Annotated in this window: 18 protein-coding genes; 12 read left to right on the top strand and 6 right to left on the bottom strand. The window is 57.5% G+C overall.

Features of this window, described 5'->3' with window-relative positions; translation table 11 throughout:
- Nucleotide 1: 1 nt before the first annotated feature.
- Both QMG40_RS06905 and QMG40_RS06910 read right to left on the bottom strand, forming a co-directional pair.
- Entirely contained in the window at nt 2-937 is a 936-nt protein-coding gene (locus QMG40_RS06905; protein ID WP_283529640.1) for an ABC transporter substrate-binding protein, read from the bottom strand.
- Nucleotides 938-1,116: 179 nt separating this feature from the next.
- The gene (locus QMG40_RS06910; RefSeq protein WP_283529649.1) at nt 1,117-2,499 is read right to left on the bottom strand and encodes an isochorismate synthase; all 1,383 of its coding nucleotides are present in this window, start codon (nt 2,497-2,499) and stop codon (nt 1,117-1,119) included.
- A gap of 114 nt (nt 2,500-2,613) precedes the next feature.
- Between QMG40_RS06910 and QMG40_RS06915 the strand changes: the two genes are divergently transcribed.
- The 3 genes from QMG40_RS06915 to QMG40_RS06925 are packed head-to-tail and all read left to right on the top strand — an operon-like array spanning nt 2,614 to nt 5,794.
- Nucleotides 2,614-3,354 carry a demethylmenaquinone methyltransferase gene (locus QMG40_RS06915; RefSeq protein ID WP_283529657.1) on the top strand — a complete coding sequence of 247 codons (741 nt, stop codon included), beginning with the start codon at nt 2,614-2,616 and terminating at the stop codon, nt 3,352-3,354.
- A 17-nt stretch (nt 3,355-3,371) separates the two neighbouring features.
- Nucleotides 3,372-4,691 (top strand): geranylgeranyl reductase family protein, encoded by a 1,320-nt coding sequence (locus QMG40_RS06920; RefSeq protein ID WP_283529665.1) that lies wholly within the window; start codon nt 3,372-3,374, stop codon nt 4,689-4,691.
- Nucleotides 4,691-5,794 carry a polyprenyl synthetase family protein gene (locus tag QMG40_RS06925; RefSeq protein ID WP_283529672.1) on the top strand — a complete coding sequence of 368 codons (1,104 nt, stop codon included), beginning with the start codon at nt 4,691-4,693 and terminating at the stop codon, nt 5,792-5,794. The genes QMG40_RS06920 and QMG40_RS06925 overlap by 1 nt, the downstream gene beginning before the upstream one ends.
- A gap of 6 nt (nt 5,795-5,800) precedes the next feature.
- On the opposite strand, the gene QMG40_RS06930 is transcribed toward QMG40_RS06925, so the two are convergent.
- The 3 genes from QMG40_RS06930 to QMG40_RS06940 form a co-directional block, all read right to left on the bottom strand.
- The gene (locus tag QMG40_RS06930; protein WP_283529679.1) at nt 5,801-6,412 is read right to left on the bottom strand and encodes a hypothetical protein; all 612 of its coding nucleotides are present in this window, start codon (nt 6,410-6,412) and stop codon (nt 5,801-5,803) included.
- A gap of 62 nt (nt 6,413-6,474) precedes the next feature.
- Complete coding sequence (locus QMG40_RS06935) at nt 6,475-6,894, bottom strand: hypothetical protein (protein WP_283529687.1); 420 nt, start codon at nt 6,892-6,894, stop codon at nt 6,475-6,477.
- Nucleotides 6,895-6,944: 50 nt separating this feature from the next.
- Nucleotides 6,945-7,595, bottom strand: a complete 651-nt coding sequence (locus QMG40_RS06940) for a trimeric intracellular cation channel family protein (RefSeq protein ID WP_283529691.1) — start codon at nt 7,593-7,595, stop codon at nt 6,945-6,947.
- 110 nt (nt 7,596-7,705) lie between these two features.
- Between QMG40_RS06940 and QMG40_RS06945 the strand changes: the two genes are divergently transcribed.
- Both QMG40_RS06945 and QMG40_RS06950 read left to right on the top strand, forming a co-directional pair.
- Nucleotides 7,706-8,650, top strand: coding sequence for an ABC transporter ATP-binding protein (locus QMG40_RS06945; RefSeq protein ID WP_283529711.1), 945 nt, complete (start codon nt 7,706-7,708; stop codon nt 8,648-8,650).
- Nucleotide 8,651: 1 nt separating this feature from the next.
- Nucleotides 8,652-9,872, top strand: a complete 1,221-nt coding sequence (locus tag QMG40_RS06950) for an ABC transporter permease (protein ID WP_283529721.1) — start codon at nt 8,652-8,654, stop codon at nt 9,870-9,872.
- A 5-nt stretch (nt 9,873-9,877) separates the two neighbouring features.
- Here QMG40_RS06950 and QMG40_RS06955 read toward each other — a convergent pair whose 3' ends face one another.
- Nucleotides 9,878-11,230 (bottom strand): NAD(P)/FAD-dependent oxidoreductase, encoded by a 1,353-nt coding sequence (locus QMG40_RS06955; RefSeq protein WP_283529728.1) that lies wholly within the window; start codon nt 11,228-11,230, stop codon nt 9,878-9,880.
- Nucleotides 11,231-11,593: 363 nt separating this feature from the next.
- On the opposite strand from QMG40_RS06955, the gene QMG40_RS06960 reads away from it, so the two are divergent.
- The 7 genes from QMG40_RS06960 to QMG40_RS06990 all read left to right on the top strand — a co-directional run bounded on the left by QMG40_RS06960 (nt 11,594) and on the right by QMG40_RS06990 (nt 19,481).
- Nucleotides 11,594-12,280, top strand: a complete 687-nt coding sequence (locus QMG40_RS06960) for a sirohydrochlorin chelatase (RefSeq protein WP_283529734.1) — start codon at nt 11,594-11,596, stop codon at nt 12,278-12,280.
- Between the two features lie 190 nt (nt 12,281-12,470).
- Complete coding sequence (locus QMG40_RS06965; RefSeq protein WP_283529741.1) at nt 12,471-13,292, top strand: hypothetical protein; 822 nt, start codon at nt 12,471-12,473, stop codon at nt 13,290-13,292.
- Nucleotides 13,293-13,461: 169 nt separating this feature from the next.
- Nucleotides 13,462-15,198, top strand: coding sequence for a nitrite/sulfite reductase (locus QMG40_RS06970; protein WP_283529759.1), 1,737 nt, complete (start codon nt 13,462-13,464; stop codon nt 15,196-15,198).
- 17 nt (nt 15,199-15,215) lie between these two features.
- On the top strand, nt 15,216-15,944 hold the full coding sequence (locus tag QMG40_RS06975; RefSeq protein ID WP_283530132.1) for a phosphoadenylyl-sulfate reductase: 729 nt from the start codon (nt 15,216-15,218) through the stop codon (nt 15,942-15,944).
- Nucleotides 15,941-16,879 carry a sulfate adenylyltransferase subunit CysD gene (gene cysD, locus QMG40_RS06980; protein ID WP_283529767.1) on the top strand — a complete coding sequence of 313 codons (939 nt, stop codon included), beginning with the start codon at nt 15,941-15,943 and terminating at the stop codon, nt 16,877-16,879. The genes QMG40_RS06975 and cysD overlap by 4 nt, the downstream gene beginning before the upstream one ends.
- The gene (locus QMG40_RS06985; protein WP_283529774.1) at nt 16,879-18,252 is read left to right on the top strand and encodes a sulfate adenylyltransferase subunit 1; all 1,374 of its coding nucleotides are present in this window, start codon (nt 16,879-16,881) and stop codon (nt 18,250-18,252) included. Before cysD ends, QMG40_RS06985 begins: the two co-directional genes overlap by 1 nt.
- 233 nt (nt 18,253-18,485) lie before the next feature.
- The gene (locus QMG40_RS06990) at nt 18,486-19,481 is read left to right on the top strand and encodes an urea transporter (RefSeq protein ID WP_283529779.1); all 996 of its coding nucleotides are present in this window, start codon (nt 18,486-18,488) and stop codon (nt 19,479-19,481) included.

Here is a 19,481-nt window from a genome sequence, read left to right on the forward strand (position 1 = left end):
GCTAGCCCGCCGTCGGATTTAGGACTGCTTTCTTCAAAGCGCCATCCTGGTTGTTCCACGTGGTTAGGATCTTGGTGTAATTGCCATCATCAATCAACTTGTTCATGACCTTTTCAATCACTCCGGCAAAGACCAGATCGTCCTTGGCAACGGCAATGCCCTGCTCAGCTGAATCGTAAGCCTCGCCCAATGTTTCCAACTGGCCATTAGTTTTTGCCAGTGCGTTATTGATGATGGGAGTATCGGCGCTCATGGCGTCAATGGCGCCACCGACCAGGCGGGTGGTGACATCGGTCTGATTTTTCAGCGATACGATCTCAATGGCAGGCTTGCCATCGGCAACACATTTGGCGGAGCGATCCTTCACATCAGGATCTTCTTCAACAGTTCCTGTCTGAACACCCACCTTCTTCCCGCAGAGGTCATCCATGCTGATGCCCTTGGGGTTGCCCTTTTCAACGGCCCACAGCACTCCGGCGTTGAAGTAGCTGACAAAGTTCACCGCTTTTGAACGCTCAGGGTTAATGGTGAAAGAAGAGATACCCAGATCGTAGGCGCTACCAATTTTGGGAATGATGGAGGAAAAATCTGCGGTCTGTACCTCTGCCTTCATGCCAAGCGTTGCAGCGATGGCCTTGGCGATGTCCACGTCGTAGCCGATAGGGGTCTGGCCGTCCTTATCCAAGAACTCCGCGGGCTCATAGGAAGTATCCGCGCCAACGTTGAGGGTGGTTTTGCCCTTCATTGAGGCGGGCAGCATGGCGATCAAGGCCTCGTCCTTGGCTACCGTGGTGGGGTCAAAGGTGGCGCCCTGCGAAGGGCCTCCGCTGCTTTCCGTGCCGCCGTCCTGAGATGCGGTGGTACAGCCTGTCAGCGCCAATGCTGCGACGGCCGCAACTGCGGCCAGGCGAACAGTCAGCTTTGTAGAGATTTGCATTTTTGTCCCTTTTTGTCTTGAAGTATTGCGTACATGGATCACTGCGTAGGTTGAATATAGTGTAACGCTGAGTGATTTGCATCACGGTGAACAATATTTCACCATTGAACAACTTATTGGCGCAGCTTGCAAGGCACGGTTGGTTGGCACGGTGCAAACTCCGCAGACACGGAATCGGCCTAAGGGTGGTTTGGCAGACCCAGGGCCTGCAGCATGGGCCTCAATTTTGCCCATGTCTCTGCCAGTTCGGCAGCCGGGTCGGACGCCTGAACAATGCCCGCGCCGGCGTAGAGCCGCACGTTGTGGGCATCCTCCAGTACTGCCCCGCGCAGGGCGATTCCCCACTCGCCATTACCGGCACCGTCAAGCCATCCCACGGGACCGGCATAGGGTCCACGGTCCATCTTTTCCAGCTCTAGGATGAGCTCTCCAGCATCCTCACGAGGCGTCCCGCATACCGCTGCTGTGGGGTGGAGGGCCGCTACTAGCGCCAACGAACTGGGCAGATGACCATTTGAGCTAGCGAGTTCGGCGGTGACATCTGAGGCCAGATGCCACACATTGGGGAGCTCCAGGATGAACGGTTCTGGTGGGAAAGAAAGGTCAGTTGCGAAAGGCGCCAACTGTCTGGTGAGGGATCGAACAGCGAAGTCATGTTCCTGGCGCTGCTTGGCAGAGCCGCCTAAGACAGCATCCGCAAAACCGGAGGAACCGGCGGGTTCATCCTCACGATCCAGGGTTCCAGCCAATACTCGGGCCTGGGCCATTGAGCCCTCCACCTTGATCAAAATTTCGGGTGTGGCGCCTACTAGACCGCGGACACCATAGGTCCAACATTCATCGTAAAGCTCCACCAATCGTTGCAGAATTGAAACTCTCTGCAGGGGTTCAGGGAACGTTGCAACAACATCTCGGGCCAAAACGACCTTTTCAAGCCCACCGCCGGCAATCGCCTGCACACCGGCGCTTACTGATTGCATCCATTGTTCCTCGGTGAGCGCTCCGGAACGCACGGTGCCCGCGGAGACTTCAGACGGCATGGAACACTCCTCGGAAGCGGCGCTTGAAAGGGGGCTGGAAATGCTCGGTGAGAGGGCCCCCGCAGCTGTTTCGCGGAAAAGATCCAAAGCCGACTCCGCGGTGGGAACCGTGCCATCAATGCTTAGCTGGGTGAGCCACGCGGCCCCATCGGCGAAACCAACCACGAGGGCCGGAACAATCAGCACCGAGTTAAAAGTGCTCTTTTTGGAGAAGGCAAAGGAGCCGAAAGCCATGGGACCGGTGCCCGGCATGCGCACAGAATCTTCAATCCGGGCCTCGCCTAGCAACTCCCGCCACCATGACTCTGCGTCAGCAAACCGTTCGGGGCCACGAGCGCTAAACGTAGTGATCTCGCCAAAGCCCAGCAGTCCTTGGCCGCGGCGAAGCCAGCACATGGGGTCGTCGGTGGAGGCGGCGCCTAAAAGGTGCGCGGGACCACTCACACCTAGCTCAGCCAGCGTGGCTGGATCCAGGGCCAGAGTCAGAGTGCGCAGCGAAGTAGTGCCCAAGGAAGCAGTCATGATGTCTCCAGATTACTCGCCTCGGTGCCGAACGCTGGAGAAGCTGCCGTGTGATGGCCCACAGCCAAAGGCCGCTGATGCACAAATCCAGCCAAAGTTTGAGAGACTATGAGGGTGAACCGTGCATCTTTGGAGAAGCGTCCGGAAGAAATGGCCGCCATGTTTGACGACGTGGCGCCTAAATACGACATCGTCAATGATATTTTGTCCATGGGACAGACCCGGCGGTGGCGTCGCATTGTGGTGGATGCTGTGGGCGCGCTACCCGGTCAGCGGGTGTTAGACCTAGCTGCTGGCACGGGAACTTCAAGTGAGCCTTTTGCTGACGCCGGGGTAGCCGTAGTGGCCTGCGACTTTTCGGTAGGCATGCTCAAAGTTGGTAAGCGTCGCCGCCCAGATATTGACTTTATTGCCGGGGATGCCACCAATCTGCCCTTCGCCGATGACTCTTTTGACGCCTCAACTATCTCGTTTGGGCTGCGCAACGTTGTGGATCCCAAGAAGGCGCTTCGGGAAATGTTGCGCGTGACAAAACCCGGAGGCAAAGTGGTTGTGGCAGAGTTCTCCCACCCCACACTTTCTCTGTTCCGCACTGTTTATACCGAGTATTTGATGCGAGCCCTGCCATCTATCGCCAAAAAGGCTGCCTCTAATCCGGACGCCTATGTTTACCTGGCCGAGTCCATCCGGACCTGGCCCAATCAAGACAAGCTCTCGGCTTGGCTCAGTGAGGTCGGTTGGGAATCGGTTGCCTACCGGAATCTCAGTGGCGGTATTGTGGCCGTGCATCGCGCCGTGAAGCCTCTGCAGAGCTCCGTGCCTGCATTCACCCCTGCCACCAACCCTGCCAACTAAAGGAACCCCCACCCATCGTGAAGGTACTTGTTGTAGGCGCCGGGCCTGCCGGATCCACCGCGGCCTACCACCTGGCTACCGCCGGGATCGAAGTCACAGTGCTGGAAAAGACACGTTTCCCGCGTGAAAAGGTTTGCGGTGATGGACTTACCCCCCGGGCCGTTCGTGAAATGCAACTTATGGGCCTGCCGCACGACCCCGCCGAAGGCTGGCGCCGCAATAAGGGTCTGCGCTTGATTGCCGGGGGTCGCAGTATTGAAGTTCCGTGGCCCGAGCTCAGCAATTTCCCCAACTACGGCCTCATCCGCACCCGCCTTGGTTTTGACGAGTCACTCGCCGCCCATGCTCGTGCCGCAGGTGCCGTGATCCATGAGGGGCACTCGGTCATGACAGCTTTAAAAGACGACGCCGGAACTGTTGTGGGTGCCAGGGCGTCAGTTTTGGATGAGACTGGGCGGAAGACGGGCCAGACGCGGGACTTCTTTGCCGACGTGGTGCTGGCCGCGGACGGCAACTCCACCCGCACAGCTGTCTCCCTAGGGCATGAAAAACGTGATGACAGGCCCATGGGCGTGGCCTACCGCACCTACTTCACCTCTCCTCGTCACGACGATGACTGGATGGAGGGGTGGCTGGAGCTGAAATCACCAGAGGGAAAAACACTCCCCGGCTACGGTTGGGTCTTTGGGGTGGGCGACGGCACTTCCAACGTGGGCTTAGGTATTTTGAACTCCTCCAAAGAATTTGGAAAATTGGATTACCGTCAAGTGCTGCGCGACTGGACCGCTGGTATGCCCCCCGAATGGGGGTTCACTGCTGAAAACCAAGTGGGTCCCATCCGTGGAGCGGCGCTACCCATGGGTTTCAACAGGACACCGCATTACTCTGACGGTCTCATGCTGCTGGGAGATTCCGGCGGCATGGTCAGCCCGTTCAACGGTGAAGGTATCTCCTACGCCATGGAATCGGCCCGATTCGCGGCCGAATTCATTGTCCGGGCAGCTGGAACAAACTCGGCGCTGGCCGCTAATTATGCGCTCTCGGGCTATAGCGGCTTTGTTCGTGAGCAGTGGGGAAGCCACTTCACCTTGGGCCGGATGTTCGCATCCCTCATTGGCAAACCCGGCATCATGAAGTTGGCGTTGCGCACAGGAATGCCCTTGCCGGTGCTGATGCGCTTTGTGGTGCGCCTGATGGCCAACCTCACCGACAAGGACGAACATGGTTTTGAGGATAGAGTGATTCATTTACTGGAGAAAATGGTTCCCGCTACCGGAAACCAGGACATGTCCGCCACCGCCAAGCAACAATCCCTTCCAATAGTTAGTGTTAAGTAGTGACTACTTCCGCGAACCACAGCTGGGCCCCTGCCGGTCAAGGGCGCCCTGAATCGCACGATCCAAATCCCAGCACCATGGCTATCGCCACGGAGATGCAACTGCCGTCAGGTTTTTCAGCCGTAGCGGGCGATCCAGAACTGGGTCCCTCCATTTCCATGAGCCTGGCCAGAGTGGAGAAGAGGCTGCGGGAAGCGATTGCGCATTCTGACCCGCTTGCTGACGCCACCAGCCGCCACCTAGTTGAGGCGGGCGGCAAACGGATTCGTCCGTTGCTGGTGCTCCTGGCTGCCCATCTTGGCGACCCCAACCGCGCACAGGTGGTGCAGGCCGCCGTCGTAGTTGAACTGACTCACCTTGCCACTTTGTACCACGATGATGTCATGGATTCCGCGCCCTTTAGGCGCGGAGCCCCCACGGCTCACGAGATATGGGGCAATACAGTGGCAATCCTAACCGGGGATCTGCTCTTTGCCCGCGCTTCAATCCTGGTCTCGGAACTTGGTGGAAAAGCACTGGGCATCCAGGCCCGCACTTTTGAACGGCTCTGCCTGGGTCAACTCCATGAAACTGTGGGACCGAGTGAAGACGAAGATCCCATTGAGCACTATCTCTCCGTCATTGCCGATAAGACCGGCTCACTTGTGGCGGCCTCGGGACAGCTTGGCGCTATCTTTGCGGGGGTTGATGAGGGCATCGAGGAGATTCTGCTTGAGTACGGTGAAAAGGTGGGTGTGGCTTTCCAGCTCGCCGACGACGTTATTGATGTCACAGGGCTAAAGCAGGTTTCAGGGAAGTCCCCCGGGACGGATCTGCGCGAAGGCGTACCAACGCTACCCGTCCTGTTACTGCGTAAAACTGCGGCCGCCGGTGACGTAGCTGCTGTGTCCGTGCTGGAGCTAGTGGACGGAGATCTGAGCCGTGATGAGGCTTTGGCCGCTGCCGTGACGGCTCTGCGCGAGCACCCTGTGACAGCGCAATCGTGGGCGGTGGCTCGTGAGTGGTCCGCGGCTGCTATTGCCGCACTTGCGCCACTACCAGAAAGCAGCGTCAAAACAGCACTAGCAACATTTGCCGAAGCCGTGGTGGATCGCGACGTTTAGTTGCGCTTAAATTCTTGGCTTGTTAGTTTCTGAACCAAAGCCAGGAAGGTTGAAGGGACTAGCCCCTGCAACACTATTGTTCCAGTTGGTGGGGGCATTCTGGCGTCGTGCCGCGGCTTCCGCGGCATTAGCTAGGCCCGCGTCTTCAACACTGAGCATCATGGAGCTGTGCTGGAGGTTGAAGAAACGGATAGCAATTCTGCGTCCATTCACATTCCATACACAAGCAGGCACCATGGGATCGTGCCAGGGGTTGGCCGGCTCACCGTAAAGGGCAGTGAACTGGCGGCGGAAATCCTCATAACCTTGGCGGGTTGAGGGGTTATCCGTGTCCATGGATGAGTAAAGGTGCATACTTATCCCCACGAAGCGGCCATTGTGAGAGGTCCACGAGGACATGATTTCACGCGGCTGCCCCAGACCCAGTGAGTAGTGTTGAGTCTCCGTGGCCGTGGCGGCGTCTTCCCAGCTGGCGCCAGAAGTGAAACCAAGGTCCAGGAACAGAGTTTTTCGATCAAACTCTGAGCGTGGCCATCTACCGTCGACCATCTGTTCGACCAGGCCCACAATGTCAGCTGGGTCCGGAACTAAGGAGGATAAAGGCTGCTGTGCGTCCATAACGCAACGCTACCGCCACCGGATGAATATTCCCATAGCTGGAACCTTATAGTTACACAGGATCAGTCTTCGTCCCCGAATACCCAATCGAGCATGTCGAACACAAACTCGCTGAAGGTACCTTCTTCGTTAATCCATTCGCCTGTGGCGTTGTTCCGTCGCCACACGATCGGGTCGGGGACCTCGCCTTGATCGGCAAGCATGCCCCAGGTGTAAGCCTCATCCTCGTCTTCCAGAAACAGAAGGTAACCGTCCTCTATTTCAAGTTCTTCAGGGTCCCAGAAGTAGTAGTAGGCCTCCATGAGCTCTTCGCAATTACCCAAAGCATGCAAAAATTCGCGCAGGGCTAGCGGCACCGTGATCTGTAATTCGCCAAACACGGCGTCGAGGTCTTCCCACGTGATGCCATCGGCATCCTGCCACGTGCCCTCCAGATACAAGGGCACCAGAGCGCGGAACTTCTCTACGAACATGTCAGACATTCAAATCTCCGAAAATTGGCGTGCGGTGCAGTGATGCGCTTTCTACAATTCTAGCCGCGAGTGGGACGTCTCGCAGCCCAGCTCCGGGCAGCGAGCGGAGCATGCCAGCCGTAGCGCAGACTGAGCAGACGCAGCATGAACACCACCACGGCGGCCACGGTTCCTGTGGCCAGGTTCAGCCAGTCTAAATGCCACAACGCTGTGGTCAGGGCTGCCCCCGCAAATGCTGGGATGGCGTAAAGATCCTTTGGGTCAAAGATTTTAGGTACGTCGTTGGCTGTGATGTCGCGGAGGATCCCGCCACCCACCGCGGTGGTGACACCCAACAAAATGGAGGCCACAGGGTTCATTCCGCTTTCAAGCGCCTTCAGCGAACCGGTGACGCAAAACAAAGCCAGCCCGCCGGCGTCGAACATGTAAAGCAGCCTTCCGCTGCGCTGGACATTTTGCACAGTGAAATAAACCAAGGTGGCAGCAAGGACGGGTGGGACCAAATAAATCTGGTTCACAAAGGCGGCGGGCGGGCCCTGGTTCAGGACGATGTCCCTGACCACGCCACCGCCCAAACCCACCATGGAGCCCAGCAGAACCGAACCCACCAGATCAAATCCCTTGCGGGCCGCCAGCAGACTGCCAGAGACGGCAAAGAAAAAGACGCCCAAAAGATCGAGCACTAACGGAAGGTCAAAGGTCATGGGCATATTCATCAGTAGGTGCGGAAAGGTGGCAGCAGCGCCAAGCTTACGGCGTGTTCGCAAATCCGGCCAAAGGAGCGCTCATCAGCTGGGCGGTTTATGACTAGTGTGAAGACATGGATGCAGCACCGCCACTAATTCATGTGCAGGACTTCCACATGCAATTTGGCCAAAAGAAAGTCATTGAGGGGCTGTCCTTTGACGTTGCGCGGGGGGAGACTTTTGGTTTTCTTGGCAGCAACGGCAGTGGAAAGACGACGACGATAAGGGCTTTGCTAGGTATCTACCGGCCCACATCGGGAACCCTTGAGATCAACGGCAAAGTGTTCAGCGACGATTACGGGGCCCGGCTTGGCTACCTTCCGGAGGAGCGCGGGCTGTACAAAAAAGAGTCCGTGCTGGATGTGATGAGTTATTTTGGTCGGCTTAAGGGCCTCTCAAAACAGCAGGCACAAAACTTTTCCCGGCAGTACTTGGACAGGGTGGATCTTGGGGACAAAGCTGATGTGCGCGTGGACAAACTCTCCGGTGGCGAGCAGCAGAAAATCCAACTGGGTGTGACCATCATGAACGAACCTGAGTTGTTGATACTCGATGAACCCACCAAAGGCTTTGACCCGGTGAACCGGCGGCTGCTGATGGACATCATTGAGGAACGCAAGGAAGCCGGTGCCACTGTCATGATGGTCACTCACCAAATGGAAGAAGTTGAACGGTTGTGCGATCGTATAATTCTCCTAAAGGACGGCAAAGCTGAGGCCTACGGCACCATCGATGAGGTACAAAACGACTTTGGTGGACGAACCATCAAACTCAAATATTCCGGTTCAATCCCAGAGTCCCCGCACTATGAAATCACTCTTCACGAGAGAAATTATGCGGAATTGTCATTACCCGATGAGGTGGATGAGGCGCTGGTGTGCAAAGAACTGGTTCTTGCAGGGGTGGTTGTGCGTGGTTTTGTTGCCGCAAAGCGCAGTTTGGAAGACATCTTCATCCAGGTGTATGGGGAAGCCGCAGCCCAGGCTTCCCCCGGTACGCTCAAGGACTTGGTGAACTGAAATGGCCCGGCACAACTTGCGTACAGTGGTGGAATTTGAGTTCTTTAGAACCGTGAAAAAGCGCCGCTTCTGGATAGCAACCTTGGCCATCCCCGTGTTGTTGGGGATCGTTTTTGCCTTGGTTTTCGCTAGCAGTTCCTCCACGCAATCCCGCACCGAGGCGCAAAAGAACGAGACCCTTAATTTCAGCTACTCCGACGCTTCTGCTTTGATCGACCCGGCGTTGGCGACAGACATGGGTGGTTCCTTGGAAAAACAGCCAAGCACCGCCGTCGACCGTGTCAAAGAAGGGAAACTCAACGCCTACTTCAGCTTTCCGGCGAACTTGTCCCAGGACCCGCTGCTGGTCTTTGGTGCAGATCAAGGAATCTTCAAAAACGGTACGTATGAGGCTGTGGCCAAGCAACTTCTCATACTCTCAGCCCAAAAACATGTGGGTTCACCAGAGCTGACACAGGCACTCCAGGGGAAATTCAGTACCGAATCACAAACGTTTAAGGATGGCGAAATCTCCGGCGGGCTGGAGACAGTTGTGCCGCCAATGCTGTTTTTGGTGCTGTTTTACGTGGTGATCATCCTGCTCGCAAACCAGATGCTGGCCTCCACACTGGAGGAGAAGGAAAATCGTGTCACCGAAATGATCCTGACAACGCTCAACCCCACAACACTTGTGGTTGGCAAAATGATTTCGCTGTTCCTACTGGGCGCCCTTCAAGCGTTGGTGTTTACCGCGCCTGTGGTGCTTGGTTACGTGTTCTTCCGCGAACAGCTTGCTATGCCTGAATTTGATCTCTCGAATTTGCAACCGCAGTTCGTGCCCATGCTGGTTGGAGCGCTATTGTTCGTGGGCGGCTTCATTTTGTTCACAGGCGTGCTGGTGGGCATTGGCGCCGTCATGCCAACGGCCAAAGACGCTGGTACCGTCTTTACGCCCGTGATGATCCTCATGTTCATCCCGTTTTACATTGTGACAATGATTGTCAGCGATCCCGGCTCAGTCATTGTCCAAATCTTCACATTCTTCCCCTTTACGGCTCCTATCACGGCCATGTTGCGCAACGCCTTCGGCTCTCTGGATGGCGTTTCAACTGTCATAGTCATTGCAGAACTGTTTATTTTTGGTGCTCTGGCTTTGCGCATTGCTGTGCACCTTTTCCGCTACGGATCCATTGAATATTCCCGGAAACTCTCGTTGCGCACGGCGTTCGCGAAGAAACGCTGAGAGTCCTAGTCCTGCCTTGTAAACGTTTCTAAAAAGGCCCTCCGCGGGTGCTCAACCTCCGGCAGTGCTGTCAGGTCACGTTTAGCGAATGCGCCAGCGAACCAAGCCGCAAACACGTGCCATTTTCGGTTAAATGTGGGCACTGCAAGCCCGTGGTAAAGCCTGTCGACGAGCCAGGCTGGCCTGTTTTTTAGTTCAATACCCAGCACGACGGCGGCGCCACGCCCCACCCCGTAACTCGCCAAGGTGCCCAAAGATTTATGCCTAAACTCGATCAACGGTTCTCCGTCAAGATCAGCAACAATATTTTGCGCCAACACTTTTGCCTGGCGCATGGCGTTTTGAGCGTTCGGAGCATAGAAGGCAGGCTGTTTGGCCGCATTGAGGTCAGGGACTTGCGCATTGTCACCGGCCGCCCAGATGCCTGGCACCGGGATGCCGTCTTTGTCGATGACCTGTAACTTGGAATTGGCGCTGACATGCCCCTTCGGTCCTCGTGGCACATCAGTGTTATCCAACACGGGGTTGGGTTTGACTCCGGCTGTCCAAACAATGGTGTTTGCCTCAAAGGTACTTCCATCACTGAGCACCACCTGTCCATCAGTACATGACTTCATGGTGGTCTTCAGCCGAACACCGACACCACGTTCACGTAATTGGGCCAGGGTGAACTTTGAGAGTGTGGGCCCTACTTCCGGAGCTACTCGGTCCAAGGCCTCGACTAGGACGAAGCGCAGCTCGCTACGGTCAAGCGTGGGGTGTTCGTCCACAGCAAGTTTGGCCAGATCACTGAGCTCGCAGAGGGCTTCCACACCGGTGTACCCGCCGCCAACGAACACGAACGTCAATGCCTTGGCTCGCTGGGCCGGGTCAGTTGCTGCGTCCGCCGCGGCAATATTGCCCAGTACCTTGTTGCGGACATGGACTGCCTCAGCCAATGTTTTGAAACCGATTCCCTGCTCCTTTAGCCCCGGCGTGGGGAAGGTTCTGCTGACGGCACCCATGGCTAACACCACGTGGTCAAAATCCATTGTGGAGGTGGCTCCTGTGATTGATTCCACGTGCGCGGTGCGTTCGCTGACATCCATTGAAATCAGCCTCCCGCGGAACAGGTTCATACCTTTCAAAGCGCGGGACAAATCTACTGCAACACTGCGGGCGTCAAGCTCACCACCTGCTACTTCCGGCAGGAGAGGCTGGTAGGTCATGTATGGATTAGGTTCCACCACAGTGATCCGCGCCGCGGAGCGGGGGAGGGATCGGCGCAGACCCCACGCAGTGTAGAGGCCCACATAGCCTCCGCCAAGAATCAAAATATGTGGGATCTTATGCGGTTGTTTTTCGTCTATGGCACCCATTACATGGCCCTCCTATACGTTGTGCCCCAACAGTAAGCGCCAAGCAGTAATCGTCAAGCAGGACGCGGAAACAAGGACACCGCTTGCAATGAGATTACAGCGGCAACAGCCGCCATGGCCAGTGTCATGTTTCTTGTGATCGTGGCAGGTGGGCTCCTTTTGGGCTCCAGATTCTGTCCGGTCAGTTGCTATTCTTCTTGGGGCCTTCCACCGGAGTAAAGCGCAATCGGTTCAGCTATCGTGATCAGCAATTCTCTAAAAATTCAGGCCGACTTCTGGCGCAAAGTAATCATGGCTTTGAGTATCTTGTGCCGTACATTGGCAGCAACGAGTCAACCGAGTCATCGAAAAAGGATGCTGACCATGCCGCTACAGACGCTCATGATTGCCTGTGCCCACGGCACCAACAATGCACAGGGCCAGGCACGCATCAATCAGGTGCGGGACGAGATTGCTGCTTTGCGTCCCGAACTTTGCGTCATGGAAGCCTACGTCGACGTCCAGAAACCTGCCCTTCCAGATGTGTTGTCAGGCCTAGCACCTGGGATCCGGGCCGTGGTGGTTCCATTGTTACTGACAGTGGGATTCCACATTCAAGTAGATATTGCCGAGGCTGTTGCTGCCCGCGCCAACACGGTTGCCGCTGCACCACTTGGACCGGATCCAAGATTGGCAAAGCTGCTCGATGAGCGTCTGGGGACACTGCCGGAAGATTGGGGCATAGTGCTGGCGGCGGCGGGGTCCTCACGCCCAGAGGCGGCTGAAAAAATTGAGGTGCTTGCCGCCGATTTAGCTGTGCGGCGCCCCCAACGGATTCTTCCCGGGTACGGGGCTGGGGCGGAGCCTTCTGTTCATGATGCCGTGGCACAGCTGCGATCTGAGGGGGTTGGCGGGGTTGCTGTAGCCTCCTACTTATTGGCGCCGGGACATTTTCATGATCAGCTTGCCAGCGCCGGCGCTGACCTCGTGGCGCCGCCGCTATTGCCCTCTAGCCTGGTGGCAGAACTTGCTCTGGAACATTTTGACGCGGCTGTGTCCCGGGCGGACTAGCCCCGAGCACCTCTTCCGCGCGTGGTTCGCTGCGAATACTGCGCCACAAACATTGTGGCGCAGTATTCGCAGCAAACCACGCGCAGAATCGATGTGCGTTTACTCCTCCACAGCACGGGCTCCTCAGCAGGTCATCCACATTCTCAACTTTGGGCTCCTGCGCTTAGAGCTGTGGGCGCATGCTGGGTTGATGAATCAAAAGAAGTCAGTTGAAACGGTATTGACATTACTGGGGAAGACCGCCCCGAGGAAAGCACTTTTGGACCGTGGTGTGACTGCGTGGGCGCTCCAGCAGGCCGTCGCCTCCGGCTCGGTAAGCCGCAGTGGGCGAGGGGTCTATTCCTTGCCAGGTGCGGACGCTTTCGATATGCACTTGGCTCAGAGTTTAGCCACCCTTGACTGTCTTAGCCGGGCTGAGCGCATGAAATTGTGGGTTCTGCACAGTCCGTCCCAACCACACGTGGCGACATCTCATGGGAGGGCAGTGGCGGGTTGTGTTGTGCACCGGGTTCGCGGCAGGGCTACATTTTGGGACTGCCTTCGTCATTGTCTTCAGTGCAGCTCCGATATGGAGGCGCTCTGCATTTTAGAGTCCGCGGTGGTGCTCAAGAAGTGCACCATGGCCCAGTATCGGCGGGTCTTCACCAAGAGAAAAGATGCACGTGCGCGCCGGATTGTGGACATGATTGATATGCAATCAATGTCCATTGCTGAAACGTGTGGACGTTACCAGCTCAGGAATGCTGGGTACACGGTCCAGGTTCAGGCCTACATCAAAAATGCTGGACATCTGGACCTGCTTGTCGATGGGGTGCTCGGCATCGAAGTGGACGGACAGAAGTACCACAACACGCCAGAAGGATGGGTTGAGGACCTTCGGCGGGACACCATGTACGTGCTCAATGGCGTCTGGCGGCTTCGAATTCCGGCAGCCATTGTGCTTTATCGCCCCGAGATTATGCTCCAGTGGGTGGAACAAGCCTTGGCAACCATCGCTTCAGCGCGTCGTTAACCTCGGATCTTGTGCAGCAAACATTGTGGCGCAACGTTGGCGAACAACGGCGCGCAGAAGTGGCGCATACATGAGCACCAGAATGGTCGGTGTGACGAATTGTTGCCCGAGGTGAAGCCGCGTTGCATTCGTGATTGTTGCCGGGCATGAGGCAATCTACGCTCGTTCCATGACACAGACAGCTCTAGCCGGAGCGAGCGCCGCGGCCGATGCTCCCGCCACCCGCAGACGTCCCGCCACTAAGCCCCACGGCCAGTGGAAGGTGGACGGCAAGGCTCCCATGAACCCGGTTGAGGTATGGAAGCAGGACGATGACGGTTTGTCCGTGCGTCACCGCATCGAGACTATTTATTCCAAACAAGGTTTTGATTCCATCACTGATGACGACCTGCACGGACGCTTCCGCTGGTGGGGACTGTACACGCAGCGTAAACAGGGGATCGACGGCGGCAAGACAGCCTCACTTGAACCGCACGAGCTCGAGGACAAGTTCCTGATGCTGCGCGTCAGGATCGACGGCGGGCGCCTCACCACCGAACAACTACGCGTTATTGGCCAACTTTCCCGCGATTTTGCGCGGGGCACTGCAGATTTGACCAACCGGCAGAACATCCAGCTGCACTGGGTTGAGGTGGAAAATGTGCCTGAAATCTGGCGCCGTCTGGAAGCGGTTGGGCTTTCAACCACTGAAGCCTGCGGCGATGTTCCCCGCGTAATCCTGGGCTCGCCAGTTGCTGGGATAGCCAAGGAGGAACTCCTTGATCCGACGGATTTCATCCAGGAAATCAACCGACGCTTCATCGGCAACCCAGAATTCTCCAACCTGCCCCGCAAGTACAAAACCTCCATCACCGGCCACCCCAACCAAGACACTGTGCACGAGATCAACGATGTCTCTTTTGTGGGTGTTTTGCACCCTGAGCTGGGTCCCGGCTACGACCTCTGGGTAGGCGGCGGACTTTCAACAGCACCCCGGCTAGCCCAGCGGGCTGGCGTATTTGTGCCGCCGGAAGATGGGCCCGCAGTTTGGGAAGCCGTTACCAGCGTCTTCCGCGACTATGGCTACCGCCGGATGCGCAACAAGGCCCGCATGAAGTTCTTGATCGCAGACTGGGGCGTAGAAAAGTTCCGTCAAATCCTTGAAGAAGAATACTTGGGCCGCAAACTTCCGGACGGCATTGTTCCGCCGCAAGCCAAGGATTTAGGCGACCATGTGGGCGTCCATGAACAAAAGGATGGCAAGTTCTTCATCGGCTCCAGCCCCTTGGTGGGTCGGCTCTCCGGGGACACCCTGGTTGCCCTGGCGGACTTGTTGGAAGCGCAGGGTTCGTACAGGTTGCGCACTACCCCGCATCAAAAAATTCTGGCTTTGGACATAGACACAGCGAATGTGGAAACCGTCATTGCCGAACTGGGCGCTCTCGGATTGTCAGCCAGGCCCTCAATTTTCCGCCGCAACACCATGGCCTGCACAGGCATTGAGTTTTGCAAGCTGGCGATCGTGAATACCAAGGACACCGCCATCCACGTCATTGAAGAGCTGGAAGAGCGCATGAAGGATTTGGTTGACGCTGGCGTGCTGGGAGCGCCCATCACCTTGAATATCAACGGGTGCCCCAACTCCTGTGCTCGGATTCAGACAGCAGATATTGGGCTCAAGGGCATTGTTGTTCCCACGGACGACGGCGGCACAACAGGTGGTTTTCAGGTTCACCTTGGTGGTGGGCTGGCCTCACGAGACCGGGAAGAGGCTGGGCTGGGGCGCACCGTCCGTGGGCTCAAGGTGGCTGTCGATGAGCTGTCCGATTACGTGGAGCGGGTCATTCGCAGCTATGCGTCCCACCGTCTGGCTGATGAAACTTTTGCCGAGTTTGCCCACAGAGTAGATGGGGAGCTGCTGACGTGAGTTTTTCAAGCACAAGCGTGTCAGAAACGCCCGCTAAAGCCAGGGGGCTTCGCTCCGAGACTGAGCTACGGGCGCTCGCCACCGCCGGTGCCGCGGAACTAAGCGCGGATGCGTCGGCACAGGCCGTCATTGGCTGGGTGGTGGCGAATTTCGCCACGGGTGCGGCCGCCGTCGCCTGTTCCATGGCCGACGCCGTCCTGCCGGCCTTGGTGGCCGAGCAACTCCCCGGTGTTGATGTGCTGTTTCTGGACACCGGATACCACTTCCCGGAAACCTACGCGACGCGTAATGAGGTGGCGGAGAACTTGCGTGTGAACGTGGTTGATGTGCTGCCGCTAAACACCGTGGCAGAGCAGGACTCGCTACTGGGCAAAGACCTCTTCGCCCGTGATCCTGCCCAATGCTGTGCACTGCGTAAGGTGGAGCCGTTGTCCCGGTCCTTGCAAGGTTACGAGCTCTGGTTCACTGGCGTGCGACGCGACGAGGCACCCACCCGAACCAACACACCCTTGGTGGAATGGGATGAAAAGAACGGCCTGATCAAGGTGAATCCCGTTGCCACCTGGACGTATGAGGAATTGATTCGTTACTCCGAGGAGCACCTTTTGCCGGTGAACCCATTGTTGGGCCAGGGTTACCCATCCATCGGCTGCGCGCCCTGCACCAACAAAGTGGCCCCCGGCGCCGATCCAAGAAGTGGACGCTGGGCCGGAACCTCCAAAACAGAATGCGGACTACACGTATGAGTACTCAAATAATTGACAATGACCTGAGCGCACTAAACGAGTCTGCGCTGAATTCCCTTGATCTGCTGGAATCTGAAGCCATCCACATCATCCGCGAAGTTGTGGCCGAATTTGAGCGCCCGGCGCTGCTGTTCTCCGGAGGTAAAGACTCCGTGGTGATGCTGCACCTGGCTACAAAGGCTTTTTGGCCGGGCAAAGTGCCCTTCCCTGTGTTGCATGTGGATACCGGGCACAACTTTCCCGAGGTAATCGAGTTCCGTGACCGTACGGTGAAACGTCTGGGCTTACGCCTGGAAGTGGGCTCCGTACAGGAATTCATTGACAGCGGCGAACTGAGTGAGCGCGCTGACGGAACGCGTAACCCGCTGCAGACGGTTCCGTTGCTGGATGCCATAGCCAAGAACAAATTTGACGCCGTCTTTGGTGGGGGCCGACGTGACGAGGATAAGGCACGTGCCAAGGAGCGCATCCTGTCCTTGCGTGACGAGTTTGGCCAGTGGGACCCGCGCAATCAGAGGCCAGAACTATGGAACCTGTATAACGGCCGCTACACCGTGGGCCAGCATGTACGCGCGTTCCCGATCAGCAACTGGACCGAATTGGATATTTGGCGTTATATTGCGCGGGAAAATATAGAACTGCCAGGGCTGTACTACGCCCATGCGCGTGAAGTGTTTGAACGCGACGGCATGTGGCGTGCCGTGGGTGAAGTCTCCCAACCCCGCCCCGATGAGGAAGTAGTTCTCAAACAAGTGCGCTACCGCACGGTGGGGGACATGTCCTGCACTGGGGCTGTGGCATCCAAGGCAGCCACAGTTCACGACGTGGTGCGCGAAGTTGCCGCCTCAACCCTGACCGAACGTGGCGCCACCCGGGCCGATGACCGCATCTCCGAGGCAGCCATGGAAGACCGCAAGAAAGATGGCTACTTCTAATGAGCGCAACTATCAACGAGACACCACTGGCCCAAGCCACTCTGTTTCGCTTCGCCACGGCGGGCTCCGTCGATGACGGCAAGTCCACGTTGGTGGGCCGCCTGCTCCACGATTCCAAGGCCATCCTGGCAGACACCCTTGACGCCGTCACCCGCACCTCTGCGGCCCGCGGTTTCGGTGGGGAAAATGGCAGCACCCAGAAGATCGACTTGGCTCTGCTCACCGATGGCCTGCGTGCCGAGCGCGAACAGGGCATCACCATCGATGTGGCTTACCGCTACTTCGCCACGGACCGCCGTAGCTTCATTCTTGCCGATTGCCCCGGACACATCCAGTACACCAAGAACACGGTGACGGGCGCTTCGACGGCGGATGCCGTCGTCGTACTGATCGATGCGCGCAAAGGCGTGCTTGAGCAGACCCGGCGCCACCTTTCGGTGCTGCGCCTGCTGCGGGTGCCCAATGTGGTGGTGGCCGTGAACAAAATCGATCTGGTGGGTTTCAGTGAGAACATATTCCGGGACATTGAAAACAATGTTCAGGAAGTTGCGGCCAACATTGGGCTCACTGACGTTGTGGTGGTCCCTGTGTCCGCGCTGGAGGGTGACAATGTTGTCCAGCGCTCCGCTCACACCCCTTGGTACACCGGTCACAGCCTGCTTGATCTGTTGGAGACGCTGGCCACGACCGATGAACTGGAGCGTGGGCTTGAGCCGTTCCGGTTCCCGGTTCAGCTAGTGATCCGTCCCCAGGGGGCACTGGCGCCTGAGCTTGCTGACGCGGACGACGCCGGAGCCTCCTTTCGCGACTATCGCGCCTATGCCGGGCAGATAGCTTCCGGAGAGGTATCCGTGGGCGATGAAATTACGGTGTTGCCCTCGGGACGCATCGCTTCGGTGGTGGGCATCGACTTTGCCGGGCGTGCGCTGGATACGGCTGTGGCGCCGCAGTCAGTGTCGTTGCGTCTGAGCGAGGAGATCGACATTGCCCGTGGAGACGTCATCGCAGCAACCGGCACCTTTGGGGAAGTCAGCCAAGATGTTTACGCCGAACTGTGCTGGCTGTCCGCTAAACCGCTGCGCGAGGGGGCCAAAGTGCTGATCAAACATGGCAGCAAAACTGTGCAGGGGTTGGTTCGTGCGGTGACGGGCAAGCTGGATTTGGAGTCTTTTGCGTATGCAGGAGCTTCCGGTCTGGAACTAAACGACATTGGCACCGCCCAAATTCGTTTGGCTTCACCGCTGCCTGTGGAATCATACGCCCGCCACCGCCGGACCGGAGCGTTCCTAGTGATCGATCCGCAGGATGGGAACACCCTGGCGGCCGGACTAGTCAGAGACCACCCGGGTGATCGCGACCGTTACAGTATCTAGCGCCACGTGTGTGAAAAAAGCCGCCGGTTGCGGGTAAAGCCCCCCATTGACGGGGTTCTTTACCCGCAACCGGCGGCTTTTTGGGCTCTGCGATCCGTTGACGTGGAAGTGTTGATGGCTCTGGACAAAGTCTTCATGTTCTTCGGGAACGTGTTCAATGCAGATTTGGCACCGAATCCACTTACCTGCGCGCCGTGTGTCAGAGTACTTAGAACCGAGAGTAAAGTCTCGATGTGGAACATAATCAACAAGCCGCCCGACCATCGAGGGGACCCCTGCCCCGGGGAGCGGCCGGTACGCTTCTGCGTGGTTTCTCGCAGATCTTCTTTCAGGCTCAAATACTCCCGGGCCTGCTCATTCTTGCTGCCTTCGCCGTGGCCAGCTGGCAGATGGCGCTGCTGGCAATACTGGGCGCCGCAGCTTCCACCGCGAGCGGGGCATTGATGCGGGCACCGGCCGCAGTGGTGCGTGCTGGGGACCATGGTTTTTGTGGAGCGCTAGTGGGCGCGGCAGCTTTCGCAGCCATCGGTGGCGGTGTGCCTGGAGCCATTGCTGCGGTTCTGGGAGGCGCTGCGTGCGCGCCCGTCACATGGGTGGTTCAAAGAGTATTCCGCACAGCCCTACTCGAGCCCCTCAAACTGCCCTCCATTACCGCACCGTTCTGCATTGTTGCCGGCATCTTGTTCTTTGCCACGGCTGAGCGCCGCGTGGCTCCGGCCTACATTGCGTTGGATGGATCCCCCCTTGCACTTTTTCTGCGCTCCATTTTGGCCAATGTCTCCCAAGTGATGCTCATTGACTCCGTCATTGCTGGCGGGTTGATCCTGGCAGCCTTATTTTTCTCCCAGTGGAAAGTTGGGGTGGCAGCAATCTTAGGCAGCGTGCTGACAAGTGTGATGGCCGCGGTCATTGGCGCGGAGCCCCTGTTATTGGGACATGGCATGCTGGGATACTCCAGTGTGCTGGTGGCTATTGCGATGGCTGCGTTATTCGTGGCTGGTTCTTGGCAACCATGGGCATTGGCAGCGATTGGAGCGCTGCTTGCCGGTGCGCTTTCGATGCTCTTTCAGGGTGTGCCCGCCCTCTACACCTGGCCGTTTGTGGTGGTCACCTGGCTGCTGCTGATTGTGGTTCACCTTGTGCCGGTCCTGAAACGGGCGCCGGGGCACGTAAGCGCCGGTACAGATCTGGTTGGTCCTGGGAGCAGGAGCCTGCCAACGGCTTTGTGA

Source organism: Arthrobacter antibioticus, assembly GCF_030063205.1.
Lineage (GTDB): Bacteria > Actinomycetota > Actinomycetes > Actinomycetales > Micrococcaceae > Specibacter.